This is a genomic window from Micromonospora sp. WMMD1102 (assembly GCF_029626265.1).
In the GTDB taxonomy this organism is placed as follows: domain Bacteria; phylum Actinomycetota; class Actinomycetes; order Mycobacteriales; family Micromonosporaceae; genus Plantactinospora.
Genome location: NZ_JARUBN010000001.1, coordinates 7,593,293 through 7,608,898 on the forward strand (window position 1 = coordinate 7,593,293; position 15,606 = coordinate 7,608,898).

The following is a 15,606-nucleotide window of genomic DNA, read 5'->3' on the forward strand; positions in this document are numbered from 1 at the left end:
CTGGTGCGAGGTCACCGGGTGACGCCGAAGACGATCCGGCTGAGCGTGTCCTCGACACCGGTGAAGCCCTCGCCCGGGTTGAGGACGTCCTCGCCGAAGTCGACGTCGGTGTCGTCGGCGGTGCCGCCGACGCCGTCCGGCCCGACCGCGAACATGACCGGGAAGTTCCCGCCCTGGTCCATGATGTTCGGCTGGTCGTTGAACTGGTCGACGTGCCAGTCACCGAAGAAGTGTCCGGCCTCGTGCGCGGTCACGTTGCCCACCGCCCGGCCGACAAAGGCGATCTTGTCGCTGGCCGGCGTGATGTACGTGTTGAGCGACGGGTCGTCACCGGCCGGCTCGCTCAGCACGTCCAGCAGCACCAGTGCGGAGTCCTCGGTGCCGAAGTTGCCCGGATCGATGTACTGGGCGATGCCGATGGTGGGCACGCCGGACTCCTCGATGCTGCCACCGATGATGACCCGGCTGACGTTCGCCTGCCCCCACGGGTCGGCGTGGTCCCGGCTGTTCAGGATCCGGATGTCGAAGCGCTGGTTGAGCCCGCTCTCGACCATGTCGTGCCGCAGGTTCTCCTCGACCTCGGCGATGATCCCGTCGATCACGGCGTCCTCGTCGGCGGCGGTCAGCCCCCAGCGCCCGAGCCAGGCACGCATCGGGCTGAGGGTGCGCACACCCGGGCCGCCGAAGATGGCGGTGTTGATCCGGGCGCCGTCGAAGTCGAGGAAGAGCGTCTGCCGGGGCTTCTGCGCCGACCGGTACGCCTCGACCGTGATGTCGTACATGCCGTCGCCGAGGGTGACGCCGACGTAGTGCCAGCCGGCCTTGTCGGCCACGTGCTCGGTGACCGCGTTGCCGCCGCCCGGGAGCGGGCTGTTCGGCGGGTAGATGCCGGAGGCGTCCTGGTCGGAGCCGTGCACCTCGCGACCGTCCGAGTCGTAGACGGTGATCTTCGCTGCCGAGCCCGCCACCGAGGCGCCGAGTACGTCACCCGGCCGCAGCCGTACGGCGAAGAAGTCGGTGTCCTGCTCGGCGGTTGCCAGGGTGACCTGGTACGGCCCCTCGCTGGCGGCACCCGCACCGCTGCCCGAGTCGAACGGGTCCTCCGGGATGGACGGGAAGCCGACCACCGCCACGTAGTAGTCGCCGTCGGCGGCGAACTGGTGGATCAGCAGGCTGTCCAGGCCCTCCGGGCTGTCGTCGTTGAGGTCGATCAGCTCGCCCTCGGCGTCGTAGAGCAGTACGACGGAGTCCAGCTCGTCGGTCGGGGTGTCGATGTCGACCCGCAGCGTCCGGCCGGCGGTGCCGGTGACCTGGTAGAAGTCGAAGTCACCGCTGCCGCTGCCGGCACTGCCGTGCGGCCCGTCCCCGACCGTACCGCTGGTGCTGACCGCCTGCTCGGTGGCCCCGACCCCGGTGTCCCGGGCCAGCGGGATGGCGCCGTCGTCCTCGGTGTTCGGCGCGATCGCCGTGGCCTCCACCCGCTCCGGTGACAGCGAGCCGAGGATCCGCAGCCGCGGAGTGTCCTTGCCGCCCGTGCCGAATCCGGTGATCCGTTGCGCGTTGGCCGGCGTGTCGTTGCCACCCCTGATGCCGGCCGGTTCCTCCTCGTCGGCCAGCACCGGCGCGGCGGCCACCGACCGCTGTTGCGCCCGCAGCTGCGCCCGCTGGTCGCCCTGCTTGGCCAACCAGTTCTTCCAACCGACGTAGTCCGCCTTGGCCGGATCCGGCAGCAGTGCCAGGAACGGGTTCGGCCCGGCCGGCTGTTTCGCGGCGTTCGGCTTGACCTGCACGAGGCCGGTCGGCCGGGCAGCGGTGGCGCCGCTGCCGGCGCCGTCGTCGAAACCCGGCCGGGCCTGTGCCCCGGCCGGTGTCAGAACTGCGGCCACCAGTGTTCCGGCGGCCAGAATGGCGATAGGTCGACGCATACGTCCCCCTCCGTCGTGCCATCACTCGGTGGCCCCCGCCACCGATGGCTAACGTGACGCTACTTATCGCGAAGGGAAATTAATAGAAGTAGTGAGATATTTACCTGTCTCACTATGTACCTCCCCGCCGGTGGTTCCAACCGGTCGACGCGCCCCGGCGTGTAACCGGCAGAGCGAGTACGGGAGGAATCGTGGAGGACGACGTTGGCTTCCGGGAGTTCGTCGAGGCACGGCTGGTCCGACTGTCCCGGGTGGCCTATCTGCTGACCGGGCGGCATCACGATGCCGAGGACCTGGTGCAGGCCGCCCTGGTCAAGGTCGCGGCCCGGTGGCGGCGGGTCGCCGCGACCGGAGACCCCGAGGCGTACGTCCGGCGGGTCATGTACAACGAGCGGATCCTCTCCTGGCGCAGGTGGCGCCGGCAGGTGGTGCAACCCGCCGAGGGCGTACCCGAGATCGGGCCGGCCGGGGACGCTGCCGACGGCGTCGTCTCCCGGCTCCTGCTGGAGCGTGCCCTGGCCCGGCTCACCTGGCGACAGCGGGCGGTGCTGGTGCTGCGGTTCTACGAGGACCTGTCGGTCGCCGAGACCGCCACGGTGCTGGGCTGCTCGACCGGCACCGTGAAGAGCCAGACCAGTCACGCCCTCGGCCGGCTGCGGGAGCTGGCTCCCGAACTCGCCGAACTGATGCGCGAACCGACGGAGGTGGGAGATGAGCGGGTTGAGACACATGCTCGGTGAGGTCGCCGAACAGGCGAAGGTGTACGACGTGGCCGGGCGCGCCGTCCAGGTCGCCCGGCGGCGCCGGATGGCCGTCCGGTTCGCCCCGGTGGCCGCGGCGGCGGCGGTGGTCGCCTTCGGCGCGGTCGCCGTCGTCGGGTTGCGGCCGGACCCGGACGTCGGGCAGTTGGCCGCCGTGACGCCGACCGTCGACTGGCTGCCGTCCCGGTTGGACCTGCCGGCGTCGGGACCGGAGCCGCTGCCGGCCACCGGTCCGGTCGGCCGGGGCGTACTCGTCTACGAGGGCGGACCGGACGAACTCGCACCGGTGCTGCTCACCGAGGACGGTCGGCAGCACCGGCTCGCCGAGCCGACCTCCGCGCCGGACCCGTCGTACACCCCGACCGTGCTGGTCTCGCACACCCGGCCGACCCTGTCCCCGAACGGCAGGTGGCTCGGTGAGCAGCGCGACGGCCGGTACGTCGTCCGGGACCTCACCGGGACCACCCGGCACCAGCTCGCGGACGGGTTCTCCCCGATCGCCTGGTCACCGGAGAGCCGCTGGTTGCTGTTCGGCAATCGCGACGAGAACGCCCCGCCGGTCCGGTTCGATGTCACCAGCGGGGAGCAGCGGCCGGTCCCCGGCGTCGACTGGGAGCGCTGGTCCCCCGTCGCGGTGCTGCCGGATGGCGAGGTGGTGCTGCTGGGCGGGCTGGCCGAGCCGATCCGACGGACGAGTGTCGAACTCCGGCTCGTCGACCCGGTGGGCGCCGCCGAACCCACCCGGATCCAGCTCGACCTGCGCCGGCAGCTGCGGCAGGTGGAGAGCGTGGGTAGCGAGCAGCCGATGCTCTCCTCGGACGGCCGGTCGTTGCTGTTCAGCGTGGTCGAGGTGGCGGACCCGCGGCAGGGCATGCCGGGGCTCGACCACGGTGGCGACCTGATCCGGGTCGACCTGACCAGCAACGCGGCACACCGGATCGACCTGGCGTACTCCGACCGGCCGGGCCCGGCGAAGCCCGGCCCGAGTCCGGCGGCTGCCCGCGACTGGTGGACCGAGCCGCTCGGGTACCTGCCGGAGGGCGTGCTGCTGCGGCTGCGCACCTCCGACGGAGCGGGTGACGAGCTCCAGGTGTTGGATCCGGCCACCGGCGCGGTCGGCCGGGTCACCGAGCTGCCGGCGGATCCGGCGGTGGAGTTCGTCCGACCTCGGGGTTCCTGACCGGAGCCATCGAGGTGGACGGCCGGCTCAGTCGCCCGGCCGGCTGAATTCGGTGGTGTCGCCGCGGACCGCGGCGACACCACCGGCCGGTGCCGTACCGCCGGTCGTGTCGCGGTGGCCTGACCTGTCGACATCGGCTGTCCGGTCCTGGTGGCCTGTCCGGTCGACGTCGCCGGTTTCGTCGTGGTGGCCGGTCGTGTCCAGGTCGTCGGCGGTTCCGTCAGGGTGGTCGTCGGCGGCTGGCGGGGTGACCAGCCGGCCGACGGCGGTGTTGGTGAGGGTGGCACCGAGCGCGCTGCCTGCGGCGATCCCCCAGCTGACCGGCCCGAGCGGGGTACAACCGAAGAAGTGGCTCAGCCCCGGTGTCTGGATCACCCCGGCCAGCACCGCGACCGAGGCGGCGGTCGAGGCCAGCACGCTGCGGCTCCGCCCGCCGTCCAACAGGGTCTGGCCGAGCTGGGTACCGACCAGCGAGGCGAGCGCCACCGTGCCGGCCCGGCGCCGGGTGCCGGTGTAGCGGGCCAGCGCCCAGCCGGTGGTCGCACCGAGGGTCGTGGTGCCGGCCCGCAGCGCGACCTCCCGGCTGAGGGTGGCGCCGAGCGAGGTCTCCGGTCCCTCGGTGAGCAGCCCGTCCGTCCGCTCCGGCCGGGGTGCCCGGACCGCGATCGCCATCGCACGATCGCCACAGGAGCCGTGGTGTACGGGCTGGTCACCGCAGGAGATCACGGCTGGGTCAGCCCGCGGACTCTGGTCGCGATCCTCGTCGGGTTGATCGGCTATGTGTTGTTCGCGTGGCGGATCCGGACCGCCGTCCCACCGCTCGTCGACCCGGGGATGCTTCGGCGCTGGCCGGTAGTCCGCGGCCTGAGCCTGATCTTCGTGGCGACGGCCCTGATGATCGCGGTGTTCTTCCTCGGCTCCTTCGTGCTACAGGGACTCCACGGCTTTACGGCGCTGGAGACGGGACTGTCGTTCCTGCCGGTCGCCGTCGGGTCCATCCTCGGTTCCCACCTTGCCGGGTGGGTCCTTCCTCGTTGGGGCGTGCGTGCAGCCCTATGAGGCGGGGGTCGCGGCTGGCGTGCTCAGCACGTTCCACGAGTTCGGCGCCGCCACCGGAGTGTCCGCGGTCTCCAGCGTCGCCGCCGCCGCGTTGCTCGATCCGGGCTTCGGTGCCTTCTCACCCGGCTACTGGTTCGCCGCGGCTGTCGCCGCGGTCGCCGGACTCGCATCGCTGGCCAGCCCAAGAAGGGGCCGCTGAGGCGTGCCGAGCGCACGAGGAGTTGTGCCCACCGCCGGCCCCGATCCGGTCTTCCGCACGCCGAGATCCTGGGCGAACGCGATTTCGGGTGCAGGCATCGTCACGTCGCCGACTTGCGGACCGGGTAACGCAGGTGGAGCACACCTTGGCCCTGGATGACGATGTCGGGATCGTCAAGGGTGACCTGGTCGTCGGTGCAGGCGCCGAAGTACCGCTTGCCTCGGCCGAGCACGACGGGCACCACATCGATCGCGACATAGTCGACGAACCCGAGTTGTAGCGCCTGTCCGCCGACGCCGCCGGCACCGATGCCGATGTCACCGTTGCCCGCGAGCTGTTGTGCGATGGCGACGCCATCTTCGACCGACCCGGCGAAGTGATAGGACGCCTCGGGGTGCCAGCCCTCGGGTTTCGAGCGGTGCGAAACCACCACGACGTGGTCGCTCGCCGGCGGATGGCCTTCCCAGCCGTTGGTCAAGTCGAACTGGTGCCGTCCGACGATGAGAACCTTCTGTCGTTCCCACATGCCCCGCACGTACTCTGCTGAGGCGGCTGACACCCGGAACGGGGCGCCACCGTGCGCGTCGACGTGTTCGTCGGGGACGAGCGGTTGATCGCCGTTGAAATACCAGTCGTGCAGCGGACCTACGTCGTCGTTCTCGCGGGCGATGTAGCCGTCGAGCGAGGCCACCGCGTGTAGGTAGGTCGTGCCCATGGTGTTTCTCCTTGTCTGTATCGGTTCTCGGCGGGTCAGGCGCCGCGAGCGCCTTTGCCGCCGTCGACGCTGAGGACTGTTCCGGTGGTGTAGGAGGCGGCGGGGGAGGCGAGCCAGGCGACCGCGGCGGCGACCTCCTCGCCGCGTCCCAGCCGTCCAAGGGGGGCATAGGAGCCGATCTGCTCCTTGACCTCGATGGGTTGAGCGGTGATCCCTCCCGACTCGATGGAGCCGGGAGCCACGGCGTTGACGCGAACGCCACGGTCGGCGTAATCGAGGGCGGCAGTGCGGGTCAGGCCGACCACGGCGTGCTTGGCGGCGACATAGGCCGCCATCCCTGGGGCTCCCGTCAACCCCGCGGTGGAGACGACGTTCACGATGCTCCCGCCGTCCGGCAGGGCCCCGAGCTCGTGTCGCATGGCGAGGAACGTCCCACGGAGCGTCACCCGCAGTACGCGGTCGATGTCCTCGATCGCGAGGTCGCCAAGCCGTGTCGGCCGGTGGACGGCACCGGCGTTGTTGATGGCGATGCTCATGCCGTCTGCTGCCGCCTCCTCGATCAGACTGCGCACCGACTCGTCGTCCGCGATGTCGGCGGCCACGACGCGGCAGGAGACGCCCTGGTCCTCCAGGTCGGCGCGGAGCTGGTCGAGCCGAGTCTGATCGCGCGCGGCCAGGACCAGGCGGGCCCCTGCCGCGCCGAGGGCGTGAGCGATGGCCCCACCGATGCCGCCATTGGCGCCCATGATCAGTGCGGTGCGGTCCGTCAGCGTGCCGCTCATGCTCGGTCTCCTTGGGTGTGGCGGGTCTTGGGGAGCAGGAACCCGGCTGCGACGAGCCAGATCAGCGACCCGAACCGGCCGATCGGGATGAGGAACTGCAGGGGCTCGAACACCATCGTCAGGAAGCTCAGCTCAGCCAGCACGGCGAGGACGAGCCCGACCCACGCAAACCAGCTCGGCACCAGGCGCAGGAGCAGGGTCGGGACGGCGATGCCCGCGACCAGTAGCCCGAGTCCGAGGACATGAGCGAACCCGCCGGCGGCGAAGGCCACGTAGGCAAGCGCGTGGGTGAGTTCCGGGTTCGCGCTGACGACGTCCTGGCTCTGTGTCCAGGTGACGATCGCCGACACGGCGAGCAGAATCGCTGCCGCGGTGCCGCCAAACAGGCCGATGCCGGGCCCGGGCACGCGGATGCCGAGGCGCTGCTGGCGCGCGTAGACGGTGGCGGCGTAGATCCCGAGCGGGATCGACGAACCCAGCTGCAGCATTGCCGCGAACCGGGCCGCGAATCCGTGGTCGGCGAAGAACCCGGCCACAGTGTCGGTGTCAGCGAACGGAGAAGTGATCGTTCCCCCGCCGGAGAGGATGGCCATCGAGATCAGGCTGCCGATCAGTAGCCCGAGGGACACCAGCCCGAGGATGCCGGGGTTGGGGCCACCCGCCGCGCGAGCGGGGGCGGTGGTGTGAGTGCTCATCGGGAGCTCCTTTCGTTCATGTGGGCGATAGTACATGCTGTGAATGATTCTGCAAGTGAGCTAAGATGGTCCGCATGATGAACCGCCGCCCACGCGGCATCGCCTTCTTGCTTGCCCAGCTGGGCGCCGACGCCTCCGTCGCGTTCGAGCAGGCACTCGCCCCGCTCGGCGTCACAGCCTCGGAAGCGGGATTGCTGCGACTGGTCGGCCACAATCCGGGCATCAGCCAGAAGGCAGCGAGCAAGCAACTCGGTGTCGGGCCGAGCCGGGTTGTCGCGGTCCTCGACCGGCTCGAACGCCAAGGGCATGTCGAACGCCGCCGCAGCGCGACCGATCGTCGCAGCCACGAGGTTCATCTCACTGCCGAGGGCGAGCGACTCCTCGCCGCGCTGCGCTCCATCGCCGGATCCCACGAAACAGCCTTCACGCAGGGCCTCGACGAGCCAGACCTGGATCGACTCGCGGCCTACCTGGAGGCCATTGCCACATCGCGCGGGCTGAGCCGCGACATCCATCGCGACACACGTGGGCGGGGCTGACCATGCCATGACATCAACCAGGGCATCAGCGCCGCAAGCGCATTCGCCGGAGACAAGGCGGCGAGTCCGACGACAAGGAAAGGTGTATATCACGCGTTACGGTGTCTAACGTAACGGCGATACGCATCACGGATGCTTCGACCAGCTTACTGGGACTGCAGCGGTACCACCATCGGACTGAACCGTCTCGTCGGGGTGGCCGTCGACGGCCGGCGGTGTGACGAGTCGGCCGACGGCGGTGTTGGTGAGGGTTGCGCTCAGCGCGCTGCCGGCGGCGATACCCCAGCCAACCGGCCCGAGTGGGGTGCAGCCGAAGAACTGGCTCAGCCCCGGCGTCTGGATCACCCCGGCGAGTACCGCCACCGAGACTGCGGTCGAGGCCAGGACGCTGGGGCTGGTCCCGCCGTCCAGCAGGGTCTGGCCGAGCTGCGTACCGACCAGTGAGGCGAGCGCGACGGTGCCGGCCCGGCGCCGGGTGCCGGTGTAGCGGGCCAGGGTCCAGCCAGTGGTCGCACCGAGGGTCGTGGTACCAGCCCGGAGCGCGATCTCCCGGGTGAGGGTGGCGCCAAGGGAGGTCTCCGGCCCTTCGGTAAGCAGGCGGTCCATGCTCTCCTTCCTGGGCGCCCGGACCGCGATCGCCATCGCCGGTGCCAGGTCGGTAAGCAGGTTGACCAGCAGCATCTGCCGGCCGTTCAGTGCGGACCGGCCTGTCAGCGCGGCGGTGAGCACACTGAACGCGATCTCGCCGAGGTTGCCGCCGACCAGGATGCTCAGCGCGTGCCGTACCGAGGACCACATGGCGCGCCCCTCGACCAGGGTCGCGATGATCGTTTCGAGCCGGTCGTCGGTGACCACCAGGTCGGCGGCGGCGCGGGCCGCCGGGGTACCCCGCTGGCCGAGCGCGATGCCGACGTCGGCGAGCCGGATCGCGGGCGCGTCGTTGGCGCCGTCCCCGGTCATCGCCACCGTACGCCCGCACATCTGTAACGCCCGGATGATTCGTACCTTGTGCGTCGGAGTACAGCGGGCAACCACGTCGGTCCGGGCCAGCCGTTCGGCGAGCGCGTCGTCGTCGAGCCGGTCGAGTTCGGCGGCGGTGACCACCCGCTGGTCGGTGCCGTCGGTGCTGATGATCGCGGCGATCGCCTCGGCGGTGGCCGGATGGTCACCCGTGATCATGATGGTGTGCACTCCGGCCTGGCGGATCCGGTGTACCGCCGGGGCGGCGCTCTGGCGTACCCCGTCGGAGAGCGCCAGGAAGCCGATGAAGGTCAGCCCTTCGACATCGGACTCGCTGACCGTGTCGCAGGGCAGTTCCCGCTCGGCAACCGCGAGTACCCGCTGCCCCGCACCGGCGTGCCGGTCCAGCGTCTCCTGGAGTGCCTGCCGGCCGGCCTCGTCCAGGTTCCGGTCGCCGTGCCGGCTGCACCGGGGCAGGATCGTCTCCGGTGCGCCCTTGACGCTGAGCAGGTGGTGCCCCCGAGACCGGCCGACGGTGGCGTGGTAGCCCCGGGACGGCTCGAACGGCAGCGTGTCCGTCTGGTGCCAGGGGTGCGCCCGGCTTCCGGTGCCGACTCCGGCCCGCCGGGCGCCGGTCAGCACCGCCCGGTCGGTCTGCTGGCTGACCTCCTCGGGGCGGTCGGCCGCCGGGGTGGCCCGCAGCGCCGCCGCGAGTACGCCCCGCAGCGGCTTGTCGATCGCGTCCAGTTCGGCGTACCGGTCACCGTCGCCGAGACCGGCCAGCATCAGCTCGCCCTCGGTCAGCGTGCCGGTCTTGTCGAAGCAGAGCACGTCGACCCGGCCGAGCGCCTCGATGGTGCGCGGGTTGCGTACCAGTGCGCCGTGCTCGGCCAGCCGGCGGGCCGCCGCCAACTGCGCGGCGCTGACCAGGAACGGCAACCCCTCCGGTACGGAGGCGACCGCGAGGTTCGCGGCGGTGCCGGCCGACTCCGCCAGGGGTACGCCCCGGAGCAGCCCCGCCCCGGCGACCGCCACCGCCGAACTCGCGGCGAGCGGGATCGACATCCTGGTCAGCCGGCCGAGCCGGGCCTCGACCCCGCTGGTCGGTGCGGCCTCGCCGGCCAACGCCATGCTCCGGCCCACCTCGGTGTCCACCCCGGTCGCCACCACCACGGCCAGGCCCCGCCCGGCGGCGACCGACGTCCCCTCGTAGAGCATCGACCGGCGTTCCGCCACCGCCGAGGCCACCACCGGCTGGCTGGTCTTCGACACCGGCAGCGACTCCCCGGTCAGCGACGACTCGTCGGTCTCCAGGCCGTCCGCCTCGACCACCCGGCAGTCCGCCGGTACCGCGTCACCGGGCTCCAACACCACGACGTCGCCCTGGACAAGTCGGTCGGCGGCGACCACCTGCTCGGTGCCGTCCCGCCGGACCCGGGCGGTCACCGCCGACCGGGACAGCAGCTCGGCCAGGGACCGTTCGGTGCTGACCCGGTGGGCGGCCCCGATCAGCGCGGTCAGCCCGATCACGCCGCCGACCAGCGCGGCGTCGGCCATCGAGCCGACCGCGGCGGAGAGCCCGGCACCGCCGGCCAGCACCGGGGTGAGCGGGTTCGCCAACTCCTCGACGAAGGCCCGAGGCAGCTCGGGGGCGTCGGCCGGGCCGACCGGCGCGGTCGGACCGCGCCGCTCGACCTCCGCGGTGGACAGGCCCGCGTCGCCGCTGCCGAGCCGGTCCAGCACGGTCCGTACCGGCATCAGGTGCCACGGCGTCGGCGGTGCGGCGGTCGACGCCCGCCGCTGCGGCAGCCGGCCGGCCCGCCAGACGCCGTTTCCGATCGCCAGCCCGGCGGCGGCGTTTACCGCCGCCATCGCCCGGGCCGGAAGTTGGGCCGGCGCGGCGGTGAACGCCGACACCGCCCCGAGCGCGCTGCCGCCGGCCGCCAGCGCGATGCTCTGCCGGGCCACCGTGCGGGCCAGCCCGACGGCTTCGACCACCAGCGCGGCCACCCCGAGGTCGGAGCCGACGAGCAGGTGAGCACCCCAGGGCGGCGGCTCGTCGGCGTGCCACATCCCGAGTCCGCAGTCGGCGGCTGCCAGCGCACTAGGGTCGCCGGAGACCAGGGCGACCGTCGCCCCGTCGGCCTGTAGGGACCGGATCGAGCTGGCCAGCCGCGTCCCGCCGGGCAGCCACCCGTCCGCGAAGTCCTCCCCGAACTCGTGCTCCCCGTCATCGACACGGTCGTCGTGCTCCCCGTCATCGACACGGTCGTCGTGCTTCCCGTCGTCGACACGGTCGTCGGTCCGGTCGCCCGCGCGGTTGCCGTCGCCGGTCCCGGTGCCGTCGAGGCTGGGGTTGCCGGTCCCGTCGGGGCTGGCACTCTCGTCGGGGTTGGCGCTGTTGGCGCGGTTGCCGTCGCCGGCGACCAGCAGGCGCAGGCCGGCGCGCCGGGCAGCCGCTGGCAGCGCGTCGACCCCGGGTGCGGGTTCGGCGGCCACCCGGACCACCGCGGCGAGCCGGTCGCCGTCGACCAGGCCGAGCAGGACCCCGCCGTCGGGGCGGAGTCGCTCGACCTGTTCCGTACCCGCCCCGTCCGGCAACCGCAGTGCGTCGAGCGGGCCGAGGGTCCAGCCGTCGGCTTCGCGTACCCGCTGCGGGGTCTCCGGGTCGAAGAGGTCGAAGGCCCGTCCGGCCACCTCCTCGGCGTCGACGCCGGGCAGCGGCAGCAGGTCGGTCAGGACCCCCCGTTCGGAGCGGAGCACGGCGGCGTCGAGTATCAGCACGTCGAGGCGTTCGAGTTCCCGCAGCACCGTACGGTCCATCGCGATCACGCCCCGCCGGGCGAGCAGCCAGCCGAGCCGGGCGCCGTACGCCTCCCGGCCGGCGACGGCCGCGCTCGGGATGCTGGCCAGGGCCAGCGCGGCGGCCCGCTTGCGACCGGCCATCGCCAGCGCGGTGGCGCCGGCGACGGTGCCTGATTCGAGCACCCGGGCCAGGTACCGCTCGACCGGGCCGTCCGGCTTCGGATGCGGCCGCTCGTCCGGTGGCGGTGCCGCCGAGGCCCGCTCCGGACTGCCGGCGAGCAGCGGCTCGACCTGCTCCCAGGCGGCGAGCTGGGCCCGCGCCTCGCCCCACTGGAGGACCCGCTGGGCGCCGTCCAGCAGGATTCCGGCCCACCCGCCGGTGAGTCCCTGGGCCAGTACGGTGGCGAACGGGAGCCAGGAGTCCGCCCGGTGGTCGCCGGGCAGCCCCCGGTTGGCCAGCGAGCGCAGCCTCGGATGCAGGTCCACCGCGCGGAGCAGGCCGGCGAGTTCGCCGGGTGCCCGGGTGAACGGCATGATCCGGACCGCCGCCGACAGGCCGAGCCCGAACGCGTCGGTCGCGATCCTGGTCATCGCGCGCCGGGTCCGCGGGCCCTCCTCCGGGGGATGCGGTTCCGGGCAGCCGGGGTCGGGCTCCCGCCCGTCGGTACGCTCCACCGCGGCGATCACCGCGATCAGCTCCCGCAGCCGGGGCGGTGGCGTACCGACCGCCACCACCACCCGCCCGGAGGGAGCGTTGACCCGGGCCCACTCGACCCCGGACAGCTCCTCCAGGGCCCGCTCGATCTGCGCCGCCAGGCGGTCGCCGCCGGGCTGGGCGATCCCGTGCACCTCGATGTGGTGCCGGCCGGGCCGGGACCAGACCGCCCGGCGCCTGAGTCCGGCGACCCGGGCCGCCCGGGTCACCATCGACTCGGCGTTCTGGGCGACTCCGGCGACGAGTTGTGGCACGCTGCGCGGCGACAGCGCTTCGGGCAGGGCGGGCAGGTGCACACGGCGCAGGTCCACGTGCGGGATCCTCAAGCCGAGTGGTGTCATCGACCGGAGCCGCCGGCTGGCCGCCCGCTCCGCCCGGTGGCGGGGCGGCAGTCGCTGGCCGCACTCGGGTACCGCATGATCAGCCTCCCAGTGCCGTGGACCGGCCCTGCCTTCCCGGTCGGCGCGGCCCTATGCCCTGGTACGGCGTGAAATCTCCCTGCCGTCAGGCCTGGACCATCGCGGGGTCGGCGGCACCTTCGGAAGCGCGGAAGGCCGCCGGGCCGCAGCACGCAACCGGGGTCTCGCCTGTCGGGGTCCCGTCCGTCGGGGTCCCGGCTACACGGGCGGAGGCTGGAGTCTCGGTCGTGCCGGCCGGCGCCGGGGGCGTTGTCGCCGGGGCCGGCGTCTCCGTGGCCGGTGTCTCCGGTGTGCGCATCGCCGCGGTGAGGCCGGCGAGCAGATGGCGCGGTCCAGGGCCGGTGCTGGCCAGCGCGTCACCGGGGTTGGACAGCGCGCACCGGTCCAGGGACAGGCAGCCACAGCCGATGCACTCGGAGAGGTCGTCGCGGAGCCGTTGCAGGGCGACGATCCGCTCGTCGAGTTGGCTGCGCCAGTTCGCCGAGAGCCGGGCCCAGTCCGCCCGGGTGGGTGTGCGCTCCTCGGGCAGGCTGGCCAGCGCCTCCCGGATCTGGGCCAGCGGCACGCCAACCCGTTGGGCGAACCGGATGAAGGCCACCCGGCGCAGGGTGTCACGGCCGTAGCGGCGCTGGTTGCCGCTGGTCCGGGTACTGCTGATCAACCCCTTCGCCTCGTAGAAGTGCAGGGCCGACACGGCCACGCCACTGCGTTCGGCGAGCTGCCCGACGGTGAGCGTGTGTGCGGGTTCGGTCACCGGTCGAGGATAGCCGGCTACCTCAACTAATGTTCAGGTGCACCGGAGCCGGCAGCACCGGAGGCGGAATTCGGTGGACCGGCGCCGTACGGCGACCGGAAGCTAAGTCCGTGGCCGATCTTCCGGAGCTGTACGTCGCCGTCGACGTCGAGGCGGACGGCCCGATACCCGGGCCGTACAGCATGATCTCGCTGGGCATGGCGGTGGCCGGGCGGCCCGAGCTGACCTTCTACACCGAGCTGCGCCCGATCTCCGACGAGTTCATGCCACAGGCGCTCGCCGTCTCCGGACTGGACCGGGACCGGCTGCTCCGCGAGGCACCGCCGGCCGAGGTGGCGATGGCCGCCGCGGCGAAGTGGGTGAACGGGCTGCGCCGGCAGGGGCGGCCGGTCTTTCTGGCCGCGCCGGCCGTCTGGGACGGGATGTTCGTGCACTGGTACTTCGTCCGGTTCACCGGTCGGAGTCCGTTCGGGGCGACCGGCTCCGGGGTGGACCTGCGCAGCTACTGGATGGGCAGGACCGGCGGCGAGTGGGCCGGTACGCACAAGGGCAAGATCAAGCACACGCTCGGCCTGACCGGGATCCCGCACACCCACCACGCCGGCGAGGACGCGGCGGAGCTGGCCCAGGTCTTCGACGCCGTACTGCGGCGGCCGGCGGTGCGCCCGCCCGGCGAATCCGACTGACCGGTGGATCCCACTGACCGGTGAGTCCGACTGATCGGGGGGCCGGGGACGGTGTCCCGTCGCATGATCGGGCCGGAACGGGGAACAGCGTGCCGTCCGGGGGAGGCGATCGCGGCGGAAAAGGGCCGGCGTACGGGTGACGAGGCGAACCGGTCGACCAGCCGATTCGGGATGCGCCGCCCGACGCCGCCCCGCCGTACCCCGCCTCCGACCGACCGCCGGTGCTCGCCGGACGGCCAGCTCGCCCATCCGCCACCCGACCGGGCGACCGTGAGCGGAACGTGAAAAACATCCGGATCTGCCGCATATCCTCGACCACATGATCTACATGGCTCTGGCCGCCTTGCTCTACGTCTGCGGCTTCGTCTTCCTCTACGGCGTCGTCCGGTTCGCCGTGCGGCACGCGATCGAGGATGTCCAGCTGCGACGGGAACGGGCTGCCCAGGCGCCCGAACTGGACCGGCTCCGGGAGCGGACCCTGGTCCCGGACAACGCCTTTCTCGCCGGAGGCTGACGCGGTCGCCGGACGGACCTCCGCCGGGCGTGGGTGGGCGGCCGACCCGGGCGGTACGGCCGGTGCGAGGATCACGGGCGTGATGGGAACCCTGAAGACGGAGCCGGCCCGCACCCGCCACGACCTGCTCGCGCCGCCGGTGACCGAGGGCCTCGCCCGGGAGGCCGGCTGAACCGTTGGCCTCGCCCGGGAGGCCGGCTGAACCCTCGGCCCGCCCGGGAGGCCGGTTGACGCCCTCCGCCTCGTCCGGGAGGCCGGTTGGCGTCCCGGCTCCGCCTGAGCCGGTGGCTCAGGCCTCGGCCGGGGGTTCGGCCGGGGGGTCCGGTGCGTGGTCTGCCGGCTGGTCCGACCGGCGGTCCGCGGAGCGGTTCGGCCAACAGATCGGGCAGCCGCAGAGGACGACCCGGACCTGGCCGGTGCCGGAGACCAGGCGTACCTGCCCGGGGCAGTAGTGCGGGGGGTCGGTCACCGGCGGGCGTAGGGCGAGCGCGCACGGCAGGCACAGCGTCGTCTGGCTCATCCGGCAAACTCCCCCTCGCCCCCGTCGACCGGCTCCGCGCCGGCCGCTCCCTCCGCCGGGGCGGTACGGCCGTCGATGTCTACCACATCGGCAACCGCATCTGCGGGTACGAATGGATCGTTCACCATTTCTAAATAAGCGAGTGCCGTCGACAGGGCCCGGCAGTGCGGCAATTTGCAGATGGGGCAACGGCCGTCGTCCCGCGGCCAGTGTTCGATCACGATGAGCCGGGCGGAGAGCAGCATCCGATTGCGTATTCGGCGCGCGGCCGGGTCGGTCACGTCCGCCCGCCGCGACTCCGGCGCCCGCCCGGGGCGCGCCTCGGCCCACCCGCATCCACGAGTCGCCTCCTGAGCTGCCCGGGAGGTGCGGCGGCCG

The 15,606-nt window shown here is 72.5% G+C and carries 14 protein-coding genes and 2 pseudogenes; 7 read left to right on the plus strand and 9 right to left on the minus strand.

The genetic code is table 11. The annotated features are described in order from the left end of the window. Positions 1-11: 11 nt before the first annotated feature. Entirely contained in the window at positions 12-1,886 is a 1,875-nt protein-coding gene (locus O7626_RS34460) for a PPC domain-containing protein (protein ID WP_278065158.1), read from the minus strand. Between the two features lie 230 nt (positions 1,887-2,116). On the opposite strand from O7626_RS34460, the gene O7626_RS34465 reads away from it, so the two are divergent. Beyond that, the gene (locus O7626_RS34465; RefSeq protein ID WP_278065159.1) at positions 2,117-2,665 is read left to right on the plus strand and encodes a SigE family RNA polymerase sigma factor; all 549 of its coding nucleotides are present in this window, start codon (positions 2,117-2,119) and stop codon (positions 2,663-2,665) included. Next, on the plus strand, positions 2,637-3,866 hold the full coding sequence (locus O7626_RS34470) for a hypothetical protein (protein ID WP_278065160.1): 1,230 nt from the start codon (positions 2,637-2,639) through the stop codon (positions 3,864-3,866). Before O7626_RS34465 ends, O7626_RS34470 begins: the two co-directional genes overlap by 29 nt. A gap of 27 nt (positions 3,867-3,893) precedes the next feature. Here O7626_RS34470 and O7626_RS34475 read toward each other — a convergent pair. Continuing rightward, a pseudogene (locus O7626_RS34475) lies at positions 3,894-4,541 on the minus strand (cation transporting ATPase C-terminal domain-containing protein); the annotation flags it as partial. A gap of 21 nt (positions 4,542-4,562) precedes the next feature. Between O7626_RS34475 and O7626_RS34480 the strand changes: the two are divergent. Next, positions 4,563-4,925: a hypothetical protein gene (locus tag O7626_RS34480; protein WP_278065161.1), complete on the plus strand. Its 363-nt coding sequence runs from the start codon at positions 4,563-4,565 to the stop codon at positions 4,923-4,925. 19 nt (positions 4,926-4,944) lie between these two features. Further along, positions 4,945-5,124 carry a hypothetical protein gene (locus O7626_RS34485; RefSeq protein WP_278065162.1) on the plus strand — a complete coding sequence of 60 codons (180 nt, stop codon included), beginning with the start codon at positions 4,945-4,947 and terminating at the stop codon, positions 5,122-5,124. 100 nt (positions 5,125-5,224) lie between these two features. On the opposite strand, the gene O7626_RS34490 is transcribed toward O7626_RS34485, so the two are convergent. The 3 genes from O7626_RS34490 to O7626_RS34500 are packed head-to-tail and all read right to left on the minus strand — an operon-like array spanning position 5,225 to position 7,316. Further along, complete coding sequence (locus tag O7626_RS34490; protein ID WP_278065163.1) at positions 5,225-5,839, minus strand: dihydrofolate reductase; 615 nt, start codon at positions 5,837-5,839, stop codon at positions 5,225-5,227. Between the two features lie 35 nt (positions 5,840-5,874). Next, on the minus strand, positions 5,875-6,621 hold the full coding sequence (locus O7626_RS34495; protein ID WP_278065164.1) for an SDR family NAD(P)-dependent oxidoreductase: 747 nt from the start codon (positions 6,619-6,621) through the stop codon (positions 5,875-5,877). Continuing rightward, positions 6,618-7,316: a hypothetical protein gene (locus tag O7626_RS34500; RefSeq protein WP_278065165.1), complete on the minus strand. Its 699-nt coding sequence runs from the start codon at positions 7,314-7,316 to the stop codon at positions 6,618-6,620. Before O7626_RS34500 ends, O7626_RS34495 begins: the two co-directional genes overlap by 4 nt. Before the next feature lie 74 nt (positions 7,317-7,390). Here O7626_RS34500 and O7626_RS34505 point away from each other — a divergent pair, with 74 nt between their 5' ends. Next, positions 7,391-7,855 carry a MarR family transcriptional regulator gene (locus tag O7626_RS34505; protein WP_278065166.1) on the plus strand — a complete coding sequence of 155 codons (465 nt, stop codon included), beginning with the start codon at positions 7,391-7,393 and terminating at the stop codon, positions 7,853-7,855. 126 nt (positions 7,856-7,981) lie between these two features. On the opposite strand, the gene O7626_RS34510 is transcribed toward O7626_RS34505, so the two are convergent. Further along, a complete protein-coding gene (locus O7626_RS34510; protein ID WP_278065167.1) occupies positions 7,982-12,676 on the minus strand; it encodes a cation-translocating P-type ATPase in 4,695 nt (1,564 codons plus the stop codon). A 397-nt stretch (positions 12,677-13,073) separates the two neighbouring features. Further along, a pseudogene (gene soxR / locus O7626_RS34515) lies at positions 13,074-13,508 on the minus strand (redox-sensitive transcriptional activator SoxR); the annotation flags it as partial. A 110-nt stretch (positions 13,509-13,618) separates the two neighbouring features. Between soxR and O7626_RS34520 the strand changes: the two are divergent. After that, positions 13,619-14,194, plus strand: a complete 576-nt coding sequence (locus tag O7626_RS34520; protein ID WP_278065168.1) for an exonuclease — start codon at positions 13,619-13,621, stop codon at positions 14,192-14,194. Positions 14,195-14,513: 319 nt separating this feature from the next. Further along, complete coding sequence (locus tag O7626_RS34525; RefSeq protein WP_278065169.1) at positions 14,514-14,708, plus strand: hypothetical protein; 195 nt, start codon at positions 14,514-14,516, stop codon at positions 14,706-14,708. A gap of 289 nt (positions 14,709-14,997) precedes the next feature. On the opposite strand, the gene O7626_RS34530 is transcribed toward O7626_RS34525, so the two are convergent. Both O7626_RS34530 and O7626_RS34535 read right to left on the minus strand, forming a co-directional pair. Beyond that, complete coding sequence (locus O7626_RS34530; protein WP_278065170.1) at positions 14,998-15,228, minus strand: hypothetical protein; 231 nt, start codon at positions 15,226-15,228, stop codon at positions 14,998-15,000. Further along, positions 15,225-15,473, minus strand: coding sequence for a hypothetical protein (locus O7626_RS34535; RefSeq protein WP_278066537.1), 249 nt, complete (start codon positions 15,471-15,473; stop codon positions 15,225-15,227). The genes O7626_RS34530 and O7626_RS34535 overlap by 4 nt, the downstream gene beginning before the upstream one ends. Positions 15,474-15,606 lie beyond the last annotated feature (133 nt).